At 47.1% G+C, this 16,733-nt stretch carries 12 protein-coding genes; 11 read left to right on the top strand and 1 reads right to left on the bottom strand.

All coding sequences use genetic code 11. From position 1 onward, the window contains the following. Positions 1 to 56 precede the first annotated feature (56 nt). Positions 57 to 1,784, bottom strand: a complete 1,728-nt coding sequence (locus GC096_RS28530) for a sigma-54 interaction domain-containing protein (RefSeq protein ID WP_171635035.1) — start codon at positions 1,782 to 1,784, stop codon at positions 57 to 59. Between the two features lie 232 nt (positions 1,785 to 2,016). Here GC096_RS28530 and GC096_RS28535 point away from each other — a divergent pair, with 232 nt between their 5' ends. The 11 genes from GC096_RS28535 (at position 2,017) to GC096_RS28585 (ending at position 16,692) form a co-directional block, all read left to right on the top strand. Beyond that, positions 2,017 to 2,931: a proline dehydrogenase family protein gene (locus GC096_RS28535; protein WP_171635037.1), complete on the top strand. Its 915-nt coding sequence runs from the start codon at positions 2,017 to 2,019 to the stop codon at positions 2,929 to 2,931. 53 nt (positions 2,932 to 2,984) lie between these two features. Next, positions 2,985 to 4,556 (top strand): L-glutamate gamma-semialdehyde dehydrogenase, encoded by a 1,572-nt coding sequence (gene pruA, locus GC096_RS28540; protein ID WP_171635039.1) that lies wholly within the window; start codon positions 2,985 to 2,987, stop codon positions 4,554 to 4,556. Between the two features lie 548 nt (positions 4,557 to 5,104). Continuing rightward, a complete protein-coding gene (locus tag GC096_RS28545; RefSeq protein ID WP_312886364.1) occupies positions 5,105 to 6,193 on the top strand; it encodes a lactonase family protein in 1,089 nt (362 codons plus the stop codon). Then, positions 6,190 to 6,504, top strand: coding sequence for an MGMT family protein (locus GC096_RS28550; protein ID WP_171635041.1), 315 nt, complete (start codon positions 6,190 to 6,192; stop codon positions 6,502 to 6,504). The genes GC096_RS28545 and GC096_RS28550 overlap by 4 nt, the downstream gene beginning before the upstream one ends. A 186-nt stretch (positions 6,505 to 6,690) precedes the next feature. Further along, positions 6,691 to 7,335: a transcriptional regulator gene (locus GC096_RS28555; protein ID WP_171635043.1), complete on the top strand. Its 645-nt coding sequence runs from the start codon at positions 6,691 to 6,693 to the stop codon at positions 7,333 to 7,335. A 592-nt stretch (positions 7,336 to 7,927) separates the two neighbouring features. Continuing rightward, positions 7,928 to 9,679 (top strand): sensor histidine kinase, encoded by a 1,752-nt coding sequence (locus GC096_RS28560; RefSeq protein WP_171635044.1) that lies wholly within the window; start codon positions 7,928 to 7,930, stop codon positions 9,677 to 9,679. A 1-nt stretch (position 9,680) separates the two neighbouring features. Beyond that, a complete protein-coding gene (locus GC096_RS28565; RefSeq protein ID WP_171635046.1) occupies positions 9,681 to 11,288 on the top strand; it encodes a response regulator in 1,608 nt (535 codons plus the stop codon). A 112-nt stretch (positions 11,289 to 11,400) separates the two neighbouring features. After that, a complete protein-coding gene (locus tag GC096_RS28570; protein WP_171635048.1) occupies positions 11,401 to 12,822 on the top strand; it encodes an ABC transporter substrate-binding protein in 1,422 nt (473 codons plus the stop codon). Positions 12,823 to 12,908: 86 nt separating this feature from the next. Then, positions 12,909 to 13,811 (top strand): carbohydrate ABC transporter permease, encoded by a 903-nt coding sequence (locus GC096_RS28575; protein ID WP_171635049.1) that lies wholly within the window; start codon positions 12,909 to 12,911, stop codon positions 13,809 to 13,811. Positions 13,812 to 13,825: 14 nt separating this feature from the next. After that, positions 13,826 to 14,725 carry a carbohydrate ABC transporter permease gene (locus GC096_RS28580; RefSeq protein WP_171635051.1) on the top strand — a complete coding sequence of 300 codons (900 nt, stop codon included), beginning with the start codon at positions 13,826 to 13,828 and terminating at the stop codon, positions 14,723 to 14,725. A 20-nt stretch (positions 14,726 to 14,745) separates the two neighbouring features. After that, positions 14,746 to 16,692, top strand: coding sequence for an alginate lyase family protein (locus GC096_RS28585; protein ID WP_171635053.1), 1,947 nt, complete (start codon positions 14,746 to 14,748; stop codon positions 16,690 to 16,692). Positions 16,693 to 16,733 lie beyond the last annotated feature (41 nt).

Raw genomic sequence — 16,733 nt, forward strand, 5'->3', positions numbered from 1 at the left:
GTCTATAGAATAAAAAGGGCTACCTCAATGGGTAAGCCCTCTTTCCCGTTAATAGATTACTCCATCTCGAATTCTTTCATTTTATTATAAAGTGTTCCACGCGAAATCCCAAGCAGCTTGGCTGCAGCACTCTTATTCCCAGCGGTTTTGGCCAATGCCTCTTCAATCAAAGTAATTTCATCACTCTCGCTAACGGTTTCTTTTAACGTCATCGTAGATAATTCAGTGTCCTGAACTAAACTAGGCTGTTGTTCCTGGAGAACGGGAGGCAGCTGATCTATTGTAATAACATCATCTTCATTCAAAATAATGCTGCGCTCAATCACATTTTTCAATTCCTGGATATTTCCCGGCCAATCGTATTGCGTCAATGCCAGAATGACTTCTGGCGCTAATGTAGGAGCTGGTTTCTGATAATGCATCGAAAACTGTTTGAGATACATATGAACCATTGCTGGAATATCCTCGACACGCTCGCGAAGAGGCGGAATTCGAATGGACACGACATTCAAAGCGTAATAGAGATCAGTTCGAAATTCATGAGAAGCAAGTTTGCTGGCCAAATCTTGTGTCGTTGCAATAATGATGCGCGTCCTTACATTAATGGGCTGGTTTCCGCCAGAGCGGACAAGCGTTTGCTGGGTGATGTAGCGATAAAGCTTGGCTTGGAGCTCGAGGGACATTTTCTCAATATCGTTAATAAACAGTGTACCCTCTTTGGCCAATTCTAATTTACCGGGCTGACCACTTTCACTTCCACTGAAAGCCCCGCCTTGATAACCGAATAGTTCGGTTTCCAGAATCCCCGCAGGCACAACACCACAATGTACGGTTACAAAAGAATGCGCCGAGCGCGAGCTGGAATGATGAATGATTTGCGCCAACTGCTCTTTACCAACCCCCGATTCACCAATCAGCAGGACGGGAGTTTCGGTTGCGGCGACTTTTTTGGCCCATTGGATGACCTTGCCGATTGCAGGTCCTTTTCCTTTGATAAGGGCAAACGGATCTTCCTGCGACGCTTCAAAAGGGAACCCTACGGACTCGACTGTTGTTAATTGTTCATTCAATCGCACCAATTGTGTAATATCTTGTTCCGTTGCAATGCCACCAATGATCGTACCCGCGGCATCTTTGATCGGGGAAGCATTAATGAGGACATGTGTTTCTGGCCTCGGACGGTGATACGTATTGCGGATGAGCCGGCCCTCATCTAACATTTTCAGAACCATCAAGGTTTCCACGTCAAAATGTTCCCCGATCCGCTTGCCAACAATGTCAGCCCGCGGCAATCCGTAGAGTTCTTCTGCGACTGGGTTCCAGCAAATCACGGCACCTTCCCGATCAACGACGGTGACGGCATCTGTCACTGTATCTGCAAGCGCAGTAAAGTAAGCGTGCCACTTCTGCCGCTCTTTCATAGCATAATTTGCATACGCATGTAAGGTGATATAGCCTGCGATCGTGCCTGTTTCATCCGTGCATAGGATGTGTCTGTTCGTTCCTTGTGAAAGCTCTAGCTCTTGTGTTGGTGTGGTTAGTTTTGTTAGAGGATGCTGCTGTGTATTGAAAAAAGATGTAATTAGTAGTAACTCAGCCACATTGACAGCGGTGAAGGCATGCATAAGTTCAGCATCCTCAGGTGTAAATAGCGCAACCGTGTGATTATGATGAACGAGTACGGCAGTGCCACTGTGCATAACCGTACTAACTTCAGTAAGTTTCGTGTCTAATGGAAGTGTTTGAATTTGTGTGTTTAATGGAAAGTGTTCAGGCATGAACATGTTAACCCTCTTTTAGCCGCCATATTTGGTTTTAATTTACCATGAAAAGGTAGGCGATTCAACACATCTTGGACCTTGGGTGAATATTGTACAGATATGGATGGGTTTTAAGGGTTTTTGTACAAGTTAAAAAATATTATTGAACAAATAGTGTTCAAAATTGAAAATAAGTTGTATAATTCGATTATAAATTAAACATAAGTGTACAAATTATTCTTGGAGGCAACCGCAGATGGAACTCATGATGCGTAATATGTTTCAATCCCTTGGCAAAAGTCGTGCAGCCAATCGCTTAGCGAAGAAATATGGACTCCGATTTGGCGCTGCGCGCTTTGTAGCAGGTGAGACGATTCAGCAATCGATCAACGCTGTGCGTGGTTTGAATCAAGATGGCCGCGTGGCGACGTTGGACCATTTGGGCGAGTTTGTTTTTAGCGAGGAAGAAGCGTTAGAATCGGCTGAGATGTGTATCCAAACCCTCGACGCGATAGCGGATTCGGGAGTTCGCTCCAATTTATCGCTGAAAATGACATCCTTAGGGCTTGATATTAGCCGAGAACTTTGCGTAAGCAGCATGAAACGGATTCTGGATCGTGCGCGGATGCATGGGAATTTTGTCCGGATTGATATGGAGGATTATGCGCATTGTCAGGTTTCGTTAGATATTTATCGTGAGCTGCGTGAAGAATACAACAATGTCGGGATTGTGATTCAGGCTTATCTATTCCGCACCCAGCAGGATATCGATGATTTGCATGCGCTTGGCGCGAATTTGCGATTGGTGAAGGGAGCTTATAAAGAGTCTCCTGAGGTTGCGTTTCCAGAGAAAAGTGCTGTCGATGAGAATTACAAAGTGATTATTCAGAAGCATCTATCGAACGGACATTATACAGCTGTCGCTAGTCATGATGAGGCGATGATTAATTTTACAAAGCAGTTCGTGAGTGAGAATAACATCGGGAAAGATCAGTTTGAGTTCCAAATGCTTTATGGGATCTGTGAAGATTTGCAAAAGCAACTAGTGAAAGAGGGCTACCGCGTTCGCATTTATGTGCCGTATGGTGTGGATTGGTTTGGATATTTCATGAGAAGGTTAGCAGAGCGGCCAGCCAATGTCTGGTTTGTGCTTAAAAATATGTTCAAATAAACACGGGTAAATACATTTAAAATAGCTTTCTATTCGGAGAGGAGCCATTATACATGACTACATTATCAACGAAGGTAATTCCATACGCGAATGAACCGTTTACGAATTTTGCACTAGAGGACAATGTGAAGGCGATGCAAGCGGCGATCGCGAAGGTGAAAGGCGAGCTTGGACGTGAGTACCCGCTATATATTGGTGCTGAGAAAGTCATGACGGAAGCGAAGATTACATCGATCAATCCAGGCAATGTGGATGAAGTGATCGGGTACGTGAGTAAGGCGGATCAGGCTTTGGCAGAAAAAGCAATGAACACCGCACTCGAAACGTTCGAGTCTTGGAAACGGGTTCCCGCAAGAGAGCGCGCGGAATACTTGTTTAAAGCGGCTGCTCTTATGCGTGAACGCAAGCATGAATTCTCAGCTCTAATGATCCTGGAGTCCGGCAAAAACTACGTAGAAGCCGATGTCGATACCGCGGAAGCGATTGATTTCATCGAGTTCTATGCGCGTGAAATGATCCGGTTGAGCGGGATCAATGAGACACAACCTTTGGTGCGAATTCCCGGTGAGAACAACCAGATTTCCTACATCCCGCTTGGCGTTGGCGTTGTGATTCCGCCTTGGAATTTCCCGCTTGCAATATGTGTAGGTATGACGGTATCTGCTGTTGTTTCGGGGAATACGGTACTGTTGAAGCCAGCATCTACGACTCCTGTTATCGCACATAAATTCGTCGCTTTGATGGAAGAAGTGGGCCTCCCAGCGGGCGTGATCAACTTCATTCCAGGCAGTGGTGCTGAGGTTGGCGACTATCTGACGACGCATCCGAAAACACGATTTATCTCTTTCACGGGGTCGAAAGAAATTGGCTTACGGATTAATCGACTGGCTGCTGATGTAGCCCCGGGACAAATATGGATTAAGCGAGTCATCGCTGAAATGGGTGGAAAAGACGGCATCGTCGTTGACGAAACGGCGGATCTGGAAGCAGCTGCAGTTGCGATTGTAGCTTCGGCTTTTGGCTTCCAAGGGCAGAAATGTTCCGCGGGTTCCCGCGCCATCATCGTAGAGTCGGTTTACGATGAAGTGGTCGAGAAGGTTGTCGCTTACACGAACAGACTACAAAGCGGTCTGCCGGAGTTAAACTTCGCGGCAGGTCCGGTAATTGATAAAGCATCGTATGAGCGGATTTTGGACTACATCGAAGTTGGCAAAAGCGAAGGCACGGTGCTAATTGGCGGCGGCAAAGCCGAAGGTAATGGCTATTACATTCAGCCAACTGTGTTTGGTAATGTGAGCGGCAAGGCGCGCTTGATGCAGGAGGAGATCTTCGGGCCTGTACTCGCGATTGCGAAAGCAAAGGACTGGAAGGAAGCAATTGCGATGTACAACGATACGGAGTTCGGGTTGACGGGGTCGTACTTCTCCACGGACGAAGATCGCATCGCAGAAGCGTTGGAGACCGTTCATTGCGGTAACTTGTACATTAACCGCAAATGTACAGGAGCGCTTGTCGGCGTTCACCCGTTCGGCGGGTTCAACATGTCGGGTACGGATTCCAAAGCAGGCGGCTACGACTACTTGATGTTGCTGACGCAAGCGAAGTTGACTTCGCGTAAGGTGTAAGAGATTGGAAGGCTTGCGAGCAAGCCTTCCATGGAGAGCCCCACTTCGGATGAAGTGGGGTTTTTGGTGTAGGATGTTGGCGAGTTTCAGCAACCTCAGCCCAAAGGGAACGAGGATGCTCTATTTCTTCGTATTTGGTTAATTTCAGACTCAAGGGGAACGAGGGTGCGCTAATTCGGCTTCTTAACAACTATTTAGCCTTATTTGATAAGAATAAGGCATCCTCGTTCCCCCTTACTCTCACTTAAGCCGATAATGGAACTAATAGGACATCTACGTTCCCTTTGAATCCTGAATTATAGGGATTTAAGTCGATCCAAGCATCCACGTTCCTCGCCAAACTAGCGTTAGCCTCCAATGTCATCCTAACACCACTAGTCACTTAACAAGCTAATCACTTGAAATGCACCGGTTGGAGTAACCCCACCAAATATCGTTTTCCATCATAATTGTGCTGTTTCAAGCCCCAGTCCACCAAACAGTTGCCCGAATGATACGGATTTGAGATAATGCTCATAGAGAAAAATAGATGAATGGGAGTGACATCCGTGGTTAAGCAGCAACAGACGAAGCAAACATTAGTTTTTATCGGCTCCTACGCCGATGCGAAGAATCCGGGGGTGTATACGGCACAATTTGACGCAGAAACGGGTAGCTTAACGCTTACTCATAACGTATCTGGACTTCAAAACCCAACGTTTCTTGCGATCGATGATGTAAACTCGAGATTGTACGCACTTGGTGAAGGTATAGGTGCAGAGGGACAGAAATGCGGGGCAGCTAGTGCGTACACCATTAATCTCGAATCTGGTGAACTATCCCTTCTCAATCATGTAAACACCCTGCCAGCCACAACTTGTCACATTCAGTTGGACAACACGAACCAAGTGGTGATGGTGACTAGTTATCATGGTGGTATGGTTGGGTTATCTCCGATTCAATCTGACGGTCAATTAGGAACTTCCGCTGATATTCGACAGCATCACGGTGCAAGTTTACTTCCGGTTCAGGATCGACCGCGTGCTCATTCCGTTTTCGTAGATCGTGCGAATCGATTCATCGGTGCTTGTGATTTAGGGCTTGATAAAATTATTTTATATAGATTAGATCTCACAGCGAAACGTCTCATTCCACATCATGAAGTCTCGATTAAACCTGGGTCGGGACCACGCCATTTTGCATTCCACCCATCCTTTGAGTTTGGTTATGTCATTAACGAGCTCGGGTCTACGGTGACGGCGTTTGGCTATGACGAGGAGCTAGGACAACTTACTGAATTTCAAAACATTTCAACCTTGCCAGTCTCCTTCGAGGGTGAAAATGCTTGCGCAGATATCCACATCTCTCCAGACGGGCGTTTCCTGTATGGTTCCAATCGTGGACACGATAGCTTAGTTGTCTATGCCATTGATGAACTAACAGGCCACCTCTCACTTGTAGAACATGCGCCTACCCTAGGAAAGCATCCGCGTAACTTCGGGATTTCACCTGATGGTAGATTTGTCTTAGTAGCGAATAAAGACTCTGACAATATCGTAAGTTTTGCACGTGATGAGGCTACCGGGAAGCTTGTTCCGACAGGTAGTGTACTTGAAATGTCACAGCCAGTATGCATCAAGTTCCTTCAGGTACAATGACTCCTTTTACAGAGCGGGTACTCCAAGTCATTCGATCGATTCCTGAAGGTAAAGTCATGACCTATGGTCAGGTTGCTCGGCAAGCAGGGAGTCCAAGAGCTGCACGGCAAGTTGTGCGAATTTTGCATACGATGAGTAAGAAGCACAAACTCCCCTGGCATAGAGTACTCAACATTCGAGGTGAAATTGCGATCCAAGATGATGAGGGTGCACAGTTGCAGCAGTTTTTGTTAGTATCTGAGGGAGTCCATGTTACGGATGAGCTGACAGTTTCCCTTGCGGAATATCAAGTTCACTCGGAAGAGGAATAAAGTTTAAACACAACATGTTTGTGTGGCATGATCCAGTCCCATTCTAGTATACTTATAAACAAATAATATGAAATTGGTCGTGAAGCACACGCCGTTTTTATCATGGTATCTGAGGAGTTACTCCTTTCAGTTATTGTGGTGAGAGCGGCGTTTTGTTTTGTGTCCACAGAAGGAGAGCAAAATTCGATGAAATTTGAACAAGTTTTTGAGGCATTTATGGCAAAACAAATTGCAGATGAGACAAACCCGCGCAGAAGGGAACGCTTAGAACGAGGTTTGGGACATGCGGAGATGGAATTTCTTCGGTCCATTTGGTATCCAAAGGTCGGGAATTTCAATGATCTGTATCCTGAATGGGAGGTTCGTGACTTCTTGAATAGCTATCGCTACTTAGATTTCGCCTACATGCCGGGAGACGCAAAGGCAGCAATCGAAATCCAAGGATACAGTTCGCACGCGCGAGATCTGGAGCTAAGGCGGTTCAAGGACTTGTGCGTCCGACACGCCTATCTAGCACTAGATGGTTGGCTAGTTCTTCCCATTGCCTACCCTTCGATTGTCGAAGCACCTAAACAGTGCCAACAACTCATTCTTTCGCTTATTGGTAAATTTGTCGCCACCGACGTCCCTTTGGCACTCTCTTGGCTGGAAAGTGAAATCATTCGTTTTGCTCGCAGAACACTACGTCCATTTACAGCTCCAGAATTATCCTTACATCTGAAAGTAAGCAAAAGACATGCAAGGACTCTGTTACATGAATTGTGCGATAAGCAGCTTTTGGTTGTAGCGAGCGGCAATGAACGCGCACGTAGCTACAAACTTCTCCTGTAGTTTAATTGGGGGAACGTAAGGGCTCTATTGGAGGATTTAGCGGCTAATTGCTAGGAGAAGGGGAACGAGGATGCCTTATTCTAATCGAACTTGCTCAAATTCAGACGAAAAAGCTGAAATAGCGCATTCTCATTCCTCTAACGCCAGAAATTAGTGTAAATTGATCAATTAGCGCATCCTACTTCCCTTTCAGAGAGTGGGGGAGTAGGCAGGTTGGGTGGGAGTGCGGAAGTCAGAGGTGTATAGAGAGTAGCTAGTTAAGTGCCTCGTGATTAGCAAAGTGGGGGAGTAGGCAGGTTGGGTGAAATTACAGAAGGATGAAGGGAACGTAGATGCTCTATTTGATGCATTAGCCGCGAATTGCGATGCCAAGGGGAACGTAGATGCTCTATTCTAATTGAACGTGGTCAAATTCAGACGATAATGTAGAAATAGCGCACTCTGGTTCCCCTCAACTCAGAAAATGTCGCGAAATCTAAAATTAGCGCATCCTAGATCCCTCGCAGTTACTCCCCGCATCAACACCCAAGGAAAATTCAGGATGCCCCGTGTAAGCGTTTGCGATACAATGTGTGCATGGGGGTGGACGTTGATGAAGACCATGCTGTACAAACTTACGCTAAAGAAGCGAATGTGGGTGTCGTTCGTCCTGCTGATTGCCATCTCGATCGCGGCGACGGGGGGCTTGTCTTACTATATTAGCGCGCGCGTCATCGAGCGGAACACATTTCAGTTGAGTCAGGATAATCTGAACACATCGGCACGTGTGCTGGATGAGAAAGCGAAGCAGATTCTCGTTTCGGTGCTGAATATTATGATTTCCCAGCCGTTTGTCCAAATGTCGAAGGATTCCGCCGCAGGCAAGAAGGACGGCTACTACGGGCACATGACGGCGATGAACTCGGCGTTCACGCAAGCGAAGCTGGCGGAGCCGTCGATCGAGTCGATTTTTATCGCGACGCCGATTGGGGAGTTTTATTCCGCCAGCTACTATCGGAATCAAGGCTACTCGTTCTACGATTCGCCGCTGTACGAGAAGGCGCAATTGACCAAAGAGCCCTTCTGGGTCGAAGGGCATGAAGATCTTCTTTTTCAAGGAAAAGATCGCGTTATTTCGTTAGTTATGAAATCCATTAGTGATAGCCCGAACATGTATTTCGTTGTGAATCTGAATGAGAAGGCGATCCAAAGCATGCTGTCCGACCGGCACACAGAGCAGGAAGATCAGAATTTATTTCTTGTGAATCGGAACGGTGCAAGTGTGCTCATGAATCAGCCGAACCTGCCCAAGAGCTATGACAAAGCTTTCCTGGAGAAACATATTGGGACGAGCTTGAGGGGGCATTTCGAGGTAGGTATCACAGAGCAATATGATCTAATTAATTACGCGACTTTGCAATTCAATCCGGACTGGCTGCTGCTCAGCGTACAATCGAGATCAGATCTGCTCAAGGATTTGAGCTGGATTCAATGGGCGACCGGCATTATTATGCTCGTTTGCATTATCATGGCGGTTCTTGTATCCAACGTGCTTTCGGCTATCTTGTTGAAGCCGTTGTATCATCTTCAAATGCTAATGAGTAAGGTAGGGCGTAATGATCTGACCGTTCGTTTCCAGAGCCATTATCAAGACGAGGTCAGTCAGGTAGGACACAAATTCAACAGCATGCTGCTGGAAATCAATGAACTCATCGACGAAGTGAAGGACGCTGAACGAGAGAAACGAAAGTCCGAAGCGAAGGCGTTGCAAGCGCAGATTTCCCCGCATTTTTTATATAACACGCTCAATACGATTATTTGGAAAATGGAAACCGGTGAGTTAGACAACTCGAAGTCGATGGTTATCGCCTTATCTCAGCTCTTTCAATTGGGCCTTAATCATGGCGAAGAATGGACGACAGTCGAGAAAGAACTCCTGCATGTTCAGCAATATTTGACGATTCAGCAGTTGTGTTACGAAGAGCTTTTTGACTTCGACATTGTGGTCAGCGATGACGAAATTCGGACACTTCCGATTATGAAAATCATGCTGCAACCCTTGGTTGAGAATAGTTTGCTTCACGGGTTTGAACATATGGAATCCGGTGGAAAAATTCGTATAGAACTTACATCCCATAATAACCATCTCCAAATCGTTGTTGAAGATAACGGTTCCGGCATGGATGCAGACAAACTGCAACTGAGCCTGAATTATCCCGGGATAGAGAAAAAAGGCTACGCGCTCCGCAATGTCTATAACCGATTGCAGCTGTATTATGGCGGCGAGGCAACAATGGTTCTTTCAAGTGAGTCATTTGAAGCGACAAGGGTATTTATAACGATTCCGATTAAGGGGGAAGTCTAGTATGAATAAAGCTGATATCACACTTTGTGTCATTGATGATATTAAAAGTGTCGTTCGCGGGATTGCCGATTTGATCCAATTCGACACACATGGTGTGCAGGTAGTAGGGACAGCAGGCAATGGAGAAGACGGTTTGCAAATGGTGTTGGAGCTGAGGCCAGACATCGTGCTAACCGATATTCGGATGCCGCGTATGGATGGCTTGGAGATGACCAAAGCGATCACGGCGGTGATGCCCAATTGCAAAGTGATCATGCTCAGCGGCTACACTGATTTTGAATATGCGCAACAAGCGCTGCGTCTGGGTGCGTTCGATTTTATTGCAAAGCCGTTCCTGAAAACGGCGATAGAAGCCGTAGTGCAGAAAGCGAAAGAACAAATTGAGCTGGATCGGGTTCATTTTGCCAAACAAAGCGAAATGGAACGTCAAATTAAAGAAAGCATGCCGCTGCTGCGTCAAGAATATTTGCATCTGTTGTTGCGTTACAACGCCAATGAAGTCAGGCTGAAGGAACGTTGGGACTATTTGAAGCTCGATCTGAATCGGGAGCGGCTCATCATTATGTGTATTGAAATCGATGGCTTTGCGAAGCAAGTAGATACGCATGGCATTCATGACGTTGAATTGGCCCGTTTTGCGGTCAAAAACATCCTCGAAGAAACACTCGCTTCTGCGACGAAATCCATTGTATTCCGGGAGCAATTGAGCGGCTTCATATGTGTGCTGAATGTGCCAACTCAGATGGACATCGTTACACTGGCTGAGCAGTGTCGCGAGCATATGCTGAACTACTCCCGCTATTCGATTTCCATAGGTGTCGGGCTTGAGGCGAGAACGATTCACGAACTGCCGCAGTCCTATCAGCAGGCAACGGAAGCCTTGTCCCACAATTTCTACACGGGCGGGAATAGTGTTTTCTACTACGAAGACATTCAGCATCACGCCGCTACCGTTTCTAGACATAGTGCTGAGCAAGAGAAAGAGCTGTTCAATTACTTGCGTATGGGCAATCAAGAGAGAGCACTGCCTCTTCTGCAGAGCATTGTCCATGGCTATTCGGGTTTACAACCTAGCGATGTGATGAATGTGTGCTATGAGCTAGGGCTGCTTATGTATCGCATTTTTGCTGAGAAAATTACGGAACCAAGTGGGATGGACGAGCTGACAATGAAGCTGGATCTTCTGAAAAAGGGGGAGCGCTTGACGCTTCGGGAGTTAAATGAACTGCTTGGTCAATTGGTTTCGGCGGGTTGCGATGCTATGCAGAAGCAACGTGAGCTGGAAGCAGACTCGGTCATCGCCCAAGCCATTCACTATATGCGGGAGAATTTGGACAAGAACGTAACGGTCACTGATTTAGCGAAGCATGTGTATTTGAGCGGCAGTTATTTTGCGAATCTGTTCAAAAAGGTGACAGGGACGACGCTCATCAACTATATGACCGGACTGCGTATCGAGAAGGCGAAAGAGATGCTCCTTGACGATAAACAGGTGCAAGAAGTGGCGATTCATCTCGGTTACGAAGATCGTTCCTACTTTACAGACGTGTTCAAAAAGCATGTCGGGATGACACCGACGGAGTTCAAACAAGGCTATAAACCGTCTTAATACCATCATATTTTCCTATCGGAAAGTGGTTTTACCCTCCTCACAGCTAGAGTGAATTCGCTTACACTTTAGAAGTAAACACATGGGAAAAGAAAAGGGAGGCCAACCATTTATGCGTACTAAACCGTTTCATCTCGCTGCATCCGCAGCTCTGCTAGTCACCTTATCTGCTTGCGGGAGCAGCAATTCAGCGGATACCTCTGCAAGCCCTGCAGCGACAGCTGCAGCAACAGCAGCGGCAAGTTCCGCAGCGCCAGCAGCAACCGCCGGCCCCAAAACAAAGCTAACGTACTGGACGAACGACCGTGGGGCATCGGATCATATCAAAGCGGAAATCGCGAAGTATAACGCCGAGAATAAGGACAATATCGAAGTGGAAGTTACGATCATGGCTGACAACTATGAACAGTCCTTGGATGTTGCATTCGCTAGTAATCAAGCACCAGACATTATCAAAACATCAGGCTCAAATTTCGCTCCGTTCATCAAGAAAGGCTACCTAGAACCATTAGATACCTACATGACCCCTGAATTCAAAAATCGTTTTAAAAACCTCATCATCGACGACGGAAATCGTGTGGACAATAAAATCTACTCCTTACCGAATTACGGTATCACGTGGCGCCTTATTTATAACGTAGATCTCTTCCAAAAGGCTGGCATTGCAGCACCGCCGAAAACCATTAATGAACTGGTTGAAACAGCTAAGAAACTGACCGTTGCAGGCAAGGATATTGGTGCTTATGGCTTCGCAGGCAACTTCAAAAACAACGGCGGTTTTGGCCGTTCCGCTTCACCAGTTGTCGCGCTGAGCACAGGGATCCTAGATGGCTTTAACTTCAAGACGGGTAAGTTCGATTTCTCCAGTCAAATCCCAATGCTCGAGGCTCTGCGCAAAATGAAGCAAGATGGCAGCATGATTCCAGGTTTCGAGCTACTGGATATCGATCCGCTCCGTGCACAGTTTGCTGAAGGTAAAATCGGTATGTACATCAACCATGCGAGTGAACCAGGTGTATTCAAGAACCAATTCCCTGCGAAAATCAAATGGAGTGCAGCGCCAATTCCAACGGTCGATGGCACCATTAATGGCGCTTCGCCTTTCTCCAATGCGACGGTATGGCTCGCCATGAGTGCGAAATCGGCGAATAAAGCGAAAGCGTGGAAATTCATCGAAACGATGTACGGTCCGGAAGTGTTGAAAACATACCAAGAAGATAGCGTAGGGATCTCCGCTGTTCCAGACGTTCTGGCCGTTGCGAAGAAACCAGGTTTCGCCAATATGGACTTATTCCTGCCTAACAAATACGACGCTCTGTTCCCAGTTGTCCCAGCAGTAACACCAGAGGGTAAGAATTTGGGTGATGAAGCGTTGAGATACATCTTAGAGGGCGGCGATGTGAATAAAATAACGACAGATTTGTCGACGCGCTATAACGCTGCATTGGATAAAGCTAGAACAGCGGGCACGACGAAGAATCAACCAATGCCTGACTTTGATGCGAAAAATCTGCAAGGCAGTTTAGTGAAATAAGATCACGCTAGGAGAGGAGGCTATCCGCTGAATCCGAGTGTTTGAAAGCGGATAGCTTTTTTTCTCAAGCTGAAAGGAGCTTTGCAATGATGAAGCGAAAGCATGCGCTTGCCCCTTATATCCTCACATTTCCGAGTCTTTTTCTAACCTTGGTGCTTAGTATTTACCCGTTAGGGTGGGCCATGCACTATATGTTTTACAGCTATCCTGGCTATGGTGAGAAGACTTTTAATGGCTTAGATAATTTCAGACGACTCTATGAAGATGACACGTATTGGCAATCCGTTATCAATACCTTGGTCTATGCTGGGGGCAAAATCATTCTAACTTTACCCATCGCCTTAGTGCTCGCCGTGATTCTGAATGGGGCACTGCGTGGACGTCATCTGTTTCGTGCGATTTATTTTCTACCAACGGTCATTAGTACAGCTGTTATGTCTGTCGTCTTCTACGTTATTTTCAATTCGTATAATGGGATTCTCAATCAATATTTAGTGAAATACGGCATTATCCATTCGAACATTGATTGGCTGGGAACGAAGTTTGCCATGCTCACGATGATCATCATCGCCGTTTGGGGTGCCATCGGGAACTATATGCTGCTGTTTCTCGCCGGATTGCAAAATATACCGCAGGACGTCTACGAAAGTGCCGCTATTGACGGGGCAAATGGTTGGAAGAAATTTATTTACATCACGGTCCCAATGTTAGGACCCGTGCTGCAAATGATCGTTCTACTCGCCATAACAGCAGCCTTGAAAGGCTATGAGAGTATCATGGTATTGACCGAAGGCGGGCCGATTGGCAAAACCGAGGTCATGTATCTCTATGTGTATAAGCTCTTCTTCCCGGTTTCGTCGGCAGGCGGTGCTGTTCAGCAGCAAATCGGATACGGCAGTGCAGTTGGATTCGTTTCCGCTTTGATAGTAGGGGTCGTGACGTTAGGTTACTTTTATCTATCCAAACGCTTGAATCAGATTAACGAATAGGAGGAGAGGCATATATGCAGACGGTTCCATCTCGTATAACGAATAGCAAAACATCATCGCTGCCCTCCTATGTCTCACTATTCATAGCGAAGCTGGCGGGTAAGCTCATTCTCTGGGTATTCCTGCTTCTGATCGTGGTGTTCACTTTATTTCCGGTCATCATGGCTGTCCTTGGTTCTTTCAAAACGAATGCAGAAGTAACCACAGGGGCCACGTTCTGGCCATCTATCTGGCAGTTCTCCAATTACGTGAAGGCTTGGAAGGGAGCGAATTTCGCTCATTTTACGATGAATAGCTTGTTCGTCAGCATCGCAACTACAATAGGAAGTTTACTTGTCGCTTCATTAGCTGCTTATGCGGTGGATCGACAGGAGTTTACGGGTAAAAAAGTCTACGTGGCGCTGCTCGCGTCCACGATGTTCATTTCGATAGGCGCTGTTGTACTGCGCCCGCAATTCGAGTTGATGGTGCATTTGAACCTGCACAAGTCTTTATGGGGCGTTGTGATCATTCTGATCAGTGGTCATGCAGCTACGTTCTTTACGTTGATTGGTTTCTTCAAAGGCATCCCGCGAGATCTAGATGAGGCGGCGAAGATTGACGGCTGCAGTGTGTATGGCATTTACTGGCGGATTATCCTGCCGTTGCTTGCACCTGGGCTTGGCGTTGCAGGACTGTTCGTGTTCCGGAATGCGTGGAATGAATACATTCTACCGTTAGTGTTCACGATGACGAAGCCAGCACTTCAAACACTGACCGTAGGTTTAGCAAGTTTACGATACGGCACCTCGGCAGCTGCTGAGACGCACATTATGCTCGCTGGCGCGTGTATGTCCATTTTGCCAATACTCGTCGTGTATATCCTTGCGAATAAATCGTTTATCAGCGTCACAGCAGGTTCGGTCAAAGGATAGTACAAGAGGAAAAGGAGAACATGATGCAATTTTATGTGACCAATGCGGAGCTCCGTGAAGCGGCTGGGACGTTTAAAGTGTATTTCTCTCTACGTGTGGAACAAATTGTGGAGAAAGCTGAACATGCCTGTGAGGGTAAGTTTAAGCTTCCTTATACGATGGCGGCCGAGGTATGGATCGATCACGGTATTCAGCCTGATTGGCTGTACAATCCTACAGAAGACTTGGAGTATACATGGATTCTCAATCGACATTGGCATCTGCGCGACTTGGGGATTGCTTATTTGTTAACAGGTGATGAACGGTATGTGGAAGCATATAAGCGGCATATCTCGAGTTGGATTGAGCAGAATCCAAAGCCAACCTCGCTAACTTACGAGCAAATGGTGTACTTCCAGCGACCTGGTCCGTGGCGGTTACTCGAAGTGGGATTGCGTGTGCAATCCTGGGTTTGGGGCTACATGTTGATGAGCCATAGTGCGTTGCTGGATGATGATTTTGAAAAGAGGTGGCGTGACAGCCTTGTTGAGCAGGCTACGTTTCTATCGAGGTATCTCGGGGAAACCTCGATCAATCATGCAACCATGCACATGCAAGGGTTGTTCATGGTTGGTACGTTCCTCGCCGATCATGTGGAGGCGCCGTATTGGCGCCAGCTTGCGCAAGAGCGGCTTACGCTTTGCCTGCACGATCAGATTCGTGCAGATGGCATTCAAAATGAGCTGACACCGCATTATCATACAGCCAGCTTAGATATGTTTGGAACGCCGTTTCTACTGGCGAAGCAGACAGGCCGCCCTTTTCCCAACAGCTATTTGGAAAAGCTGAAATCGATGGTGGCCTTTAGCGTAGCTACGATTCGGCCAGATGGCAAGGCTGTTGCGCTATCTGACTCGGATAGCGGAGAGGATGTGCGAGCGAAAATCGGCTTCATTGGCGCGATTTGCGAGAATGAAGCGATCTGTCTGCAAGGCGAGATCAGTGAGGAATTGCTCTGGCTGTTAGGGCGCGAGAAGTTTGCCTATTGGCTGGAGCGGATGGGATCTAAGGAGAAAGGAATTCCGTCAACGATTGCCTTCCCTGATTCGGGTTATTATGTGATGCAAGATGCGCAGCAGTATGTGTTCTTTGACGCAGCACCGTTAGGCGGGGCACATGGTCATGCGGATGCATTGCATGTTGAATGGATGCATAGAGGGCGTTTGATTTTTGGCGATTCAGGCCGATACACGTACCAAGAGGGCGAATGGCGGAGGTATTTCAAAGGGACTTCATCGCACAATACGATCACGGTCGATGATCAGGATCAGAAGCCGTACGTCTCGACGCAGCAATGGGGAGAGCCGGAAGCGACAGTTGCGGTTCATCGCTGGGTGTCATGCGAGTCTTATGATTTCATTGATGCCTCGCATCAAGGCTACGCGCGATTAAGCGATCCAGTCGTTCATCGGAGATGGCTGTTGATGGGGAAAGAGCTCCCGTTCCTCCTTATTGTGGATGGGTTGGATGGCGTAGGCATGCATGATATGCAGCAGTTGTTCCATTTATCCGATTCTGCTAGGGTGACGGTTTGCAATCGTCGGGGTGATGAGGTTATAGAAGCTGAGATTTCATACGAGGAGGAGCGTGGCAAGACATCGAGTTGTCGGATGTACTGGGCCGGAAGTGCTTGTGTTAGCGCGTCTCTGACGACTAAAGAAGGCTGGAGATCTGATCAGTATGGGACGAAGCAAGCGATCCCCGTGCTGGCGTACCGTCAATCTTTTACACAAAGAGCGTTTATCACTACGTTATGTTTGCCTGATGGTGAGGCGAATGAAAGTGAGGCGTGGCAGTTGGAGTTTTTGAAGGTGAATGAGGTAGATGGTCATGTGGAGATTCAGATGCTGTTAACCCAATCCGGTGAATGTCAGGTGGCAATAACGGTGGGTGAGCAAGCTGTGACTATCAAAGCTAATGAGAAATAAGGAACTGCCAATGAGAGGAGGGGATTAATAGAACTAGGTTA

The sequence above is a fragment of the Paenibacillus plantarum genome, from assembly GCF_013141695.1.
Classification (GTDB): Bacteria; Bacillota; Bacilli; order Paenibacillales; family NBRC-103111; genus Paenibacillus_E; species Paenibacillus_E plantarum.

What these genes read in the sequence shown, in the direction of transcription:
- GC096_RS28530 (WP_171635035.1), bottom strand. Translation starts at nt 1,784, where the DNA reads ATGTTCATGCCTGAACACTTTCCATTAAACACACAAATTCAAACACTT.
- GC096_RS28535 (WP_171635037.1), top strand. Translation starts at nt 2,017, where the DNA reads ATGGAACTCATGATGCGTAATATGTTTCAATCCCTTGGCAAAAGTCGT.
- pruA (WP_171635039.1), top strand. Translation starts at nt 2,985, where the DNA reads ATGACTACATTATCAACGAAGGTAATTCCATACGCGAATGAACCGTTT.
- GC096_RS28550 (WP_171635041.1), top strand. Translation starts at nt 6,190, where the DNA reads ATGACTCCTTTTACAGAGCGGGTACTCCAAGTCATTCGATCGATTCCT.
- GC096_RS28555 (WP_171635043.1), top strand. Translation starts at nt 6,691, where the DNA reads ATGAAATTTGAACAAGTTTTTGAGGCATTTATGGCAAAACAAATTGCA.
- GC096_RS28560 (WP_171635044.1), top strand. Translation starts at nt 7,928, where the DNA reads ATGAAGACCATGCTGTACAAACTTACGCTAAAGAAGCGAATGTGGGTG.
- GC096_RS28565 (WP_171635046.1), top strand. Translation starts at nt 9,681, where the DNA reads ATGAATAAAGCTGATATCACACTTTGTGTCATTGATGATATTAAAAGT.
- GC096_RS28570 (WP_171635048.1), top strand. Translation starts at nt 11,401, where the DNA reads ATGCGTACTAAACCGTTTCATCTCGCTGCATCCGCAGCTCTGCTAGTC.
- GC096_RS28575 (WP_171635049.1), top strand. Translation starts at nt 12,909, where the DNA reads ATGATGAAGCGAAAGCATGCGCTTGCCCCTTATATCCTCACATTTCCG.
- GC096_RS28580 (WP_171635051.1), top strand. Translation starts at nt 13,826, where the DNA reads ATGCAGACGGTTCCATCTCGTATAACGAATAGCAAAACATCATCGCTG.
- GC096_RS28585 (WP_171635053.1), top strand. Translation starts at nt 14,746, where the DNA reads ATGATGCAATTTTATGTGACCAATGCGGAGCTCCGTGAAGCGGCTGGG.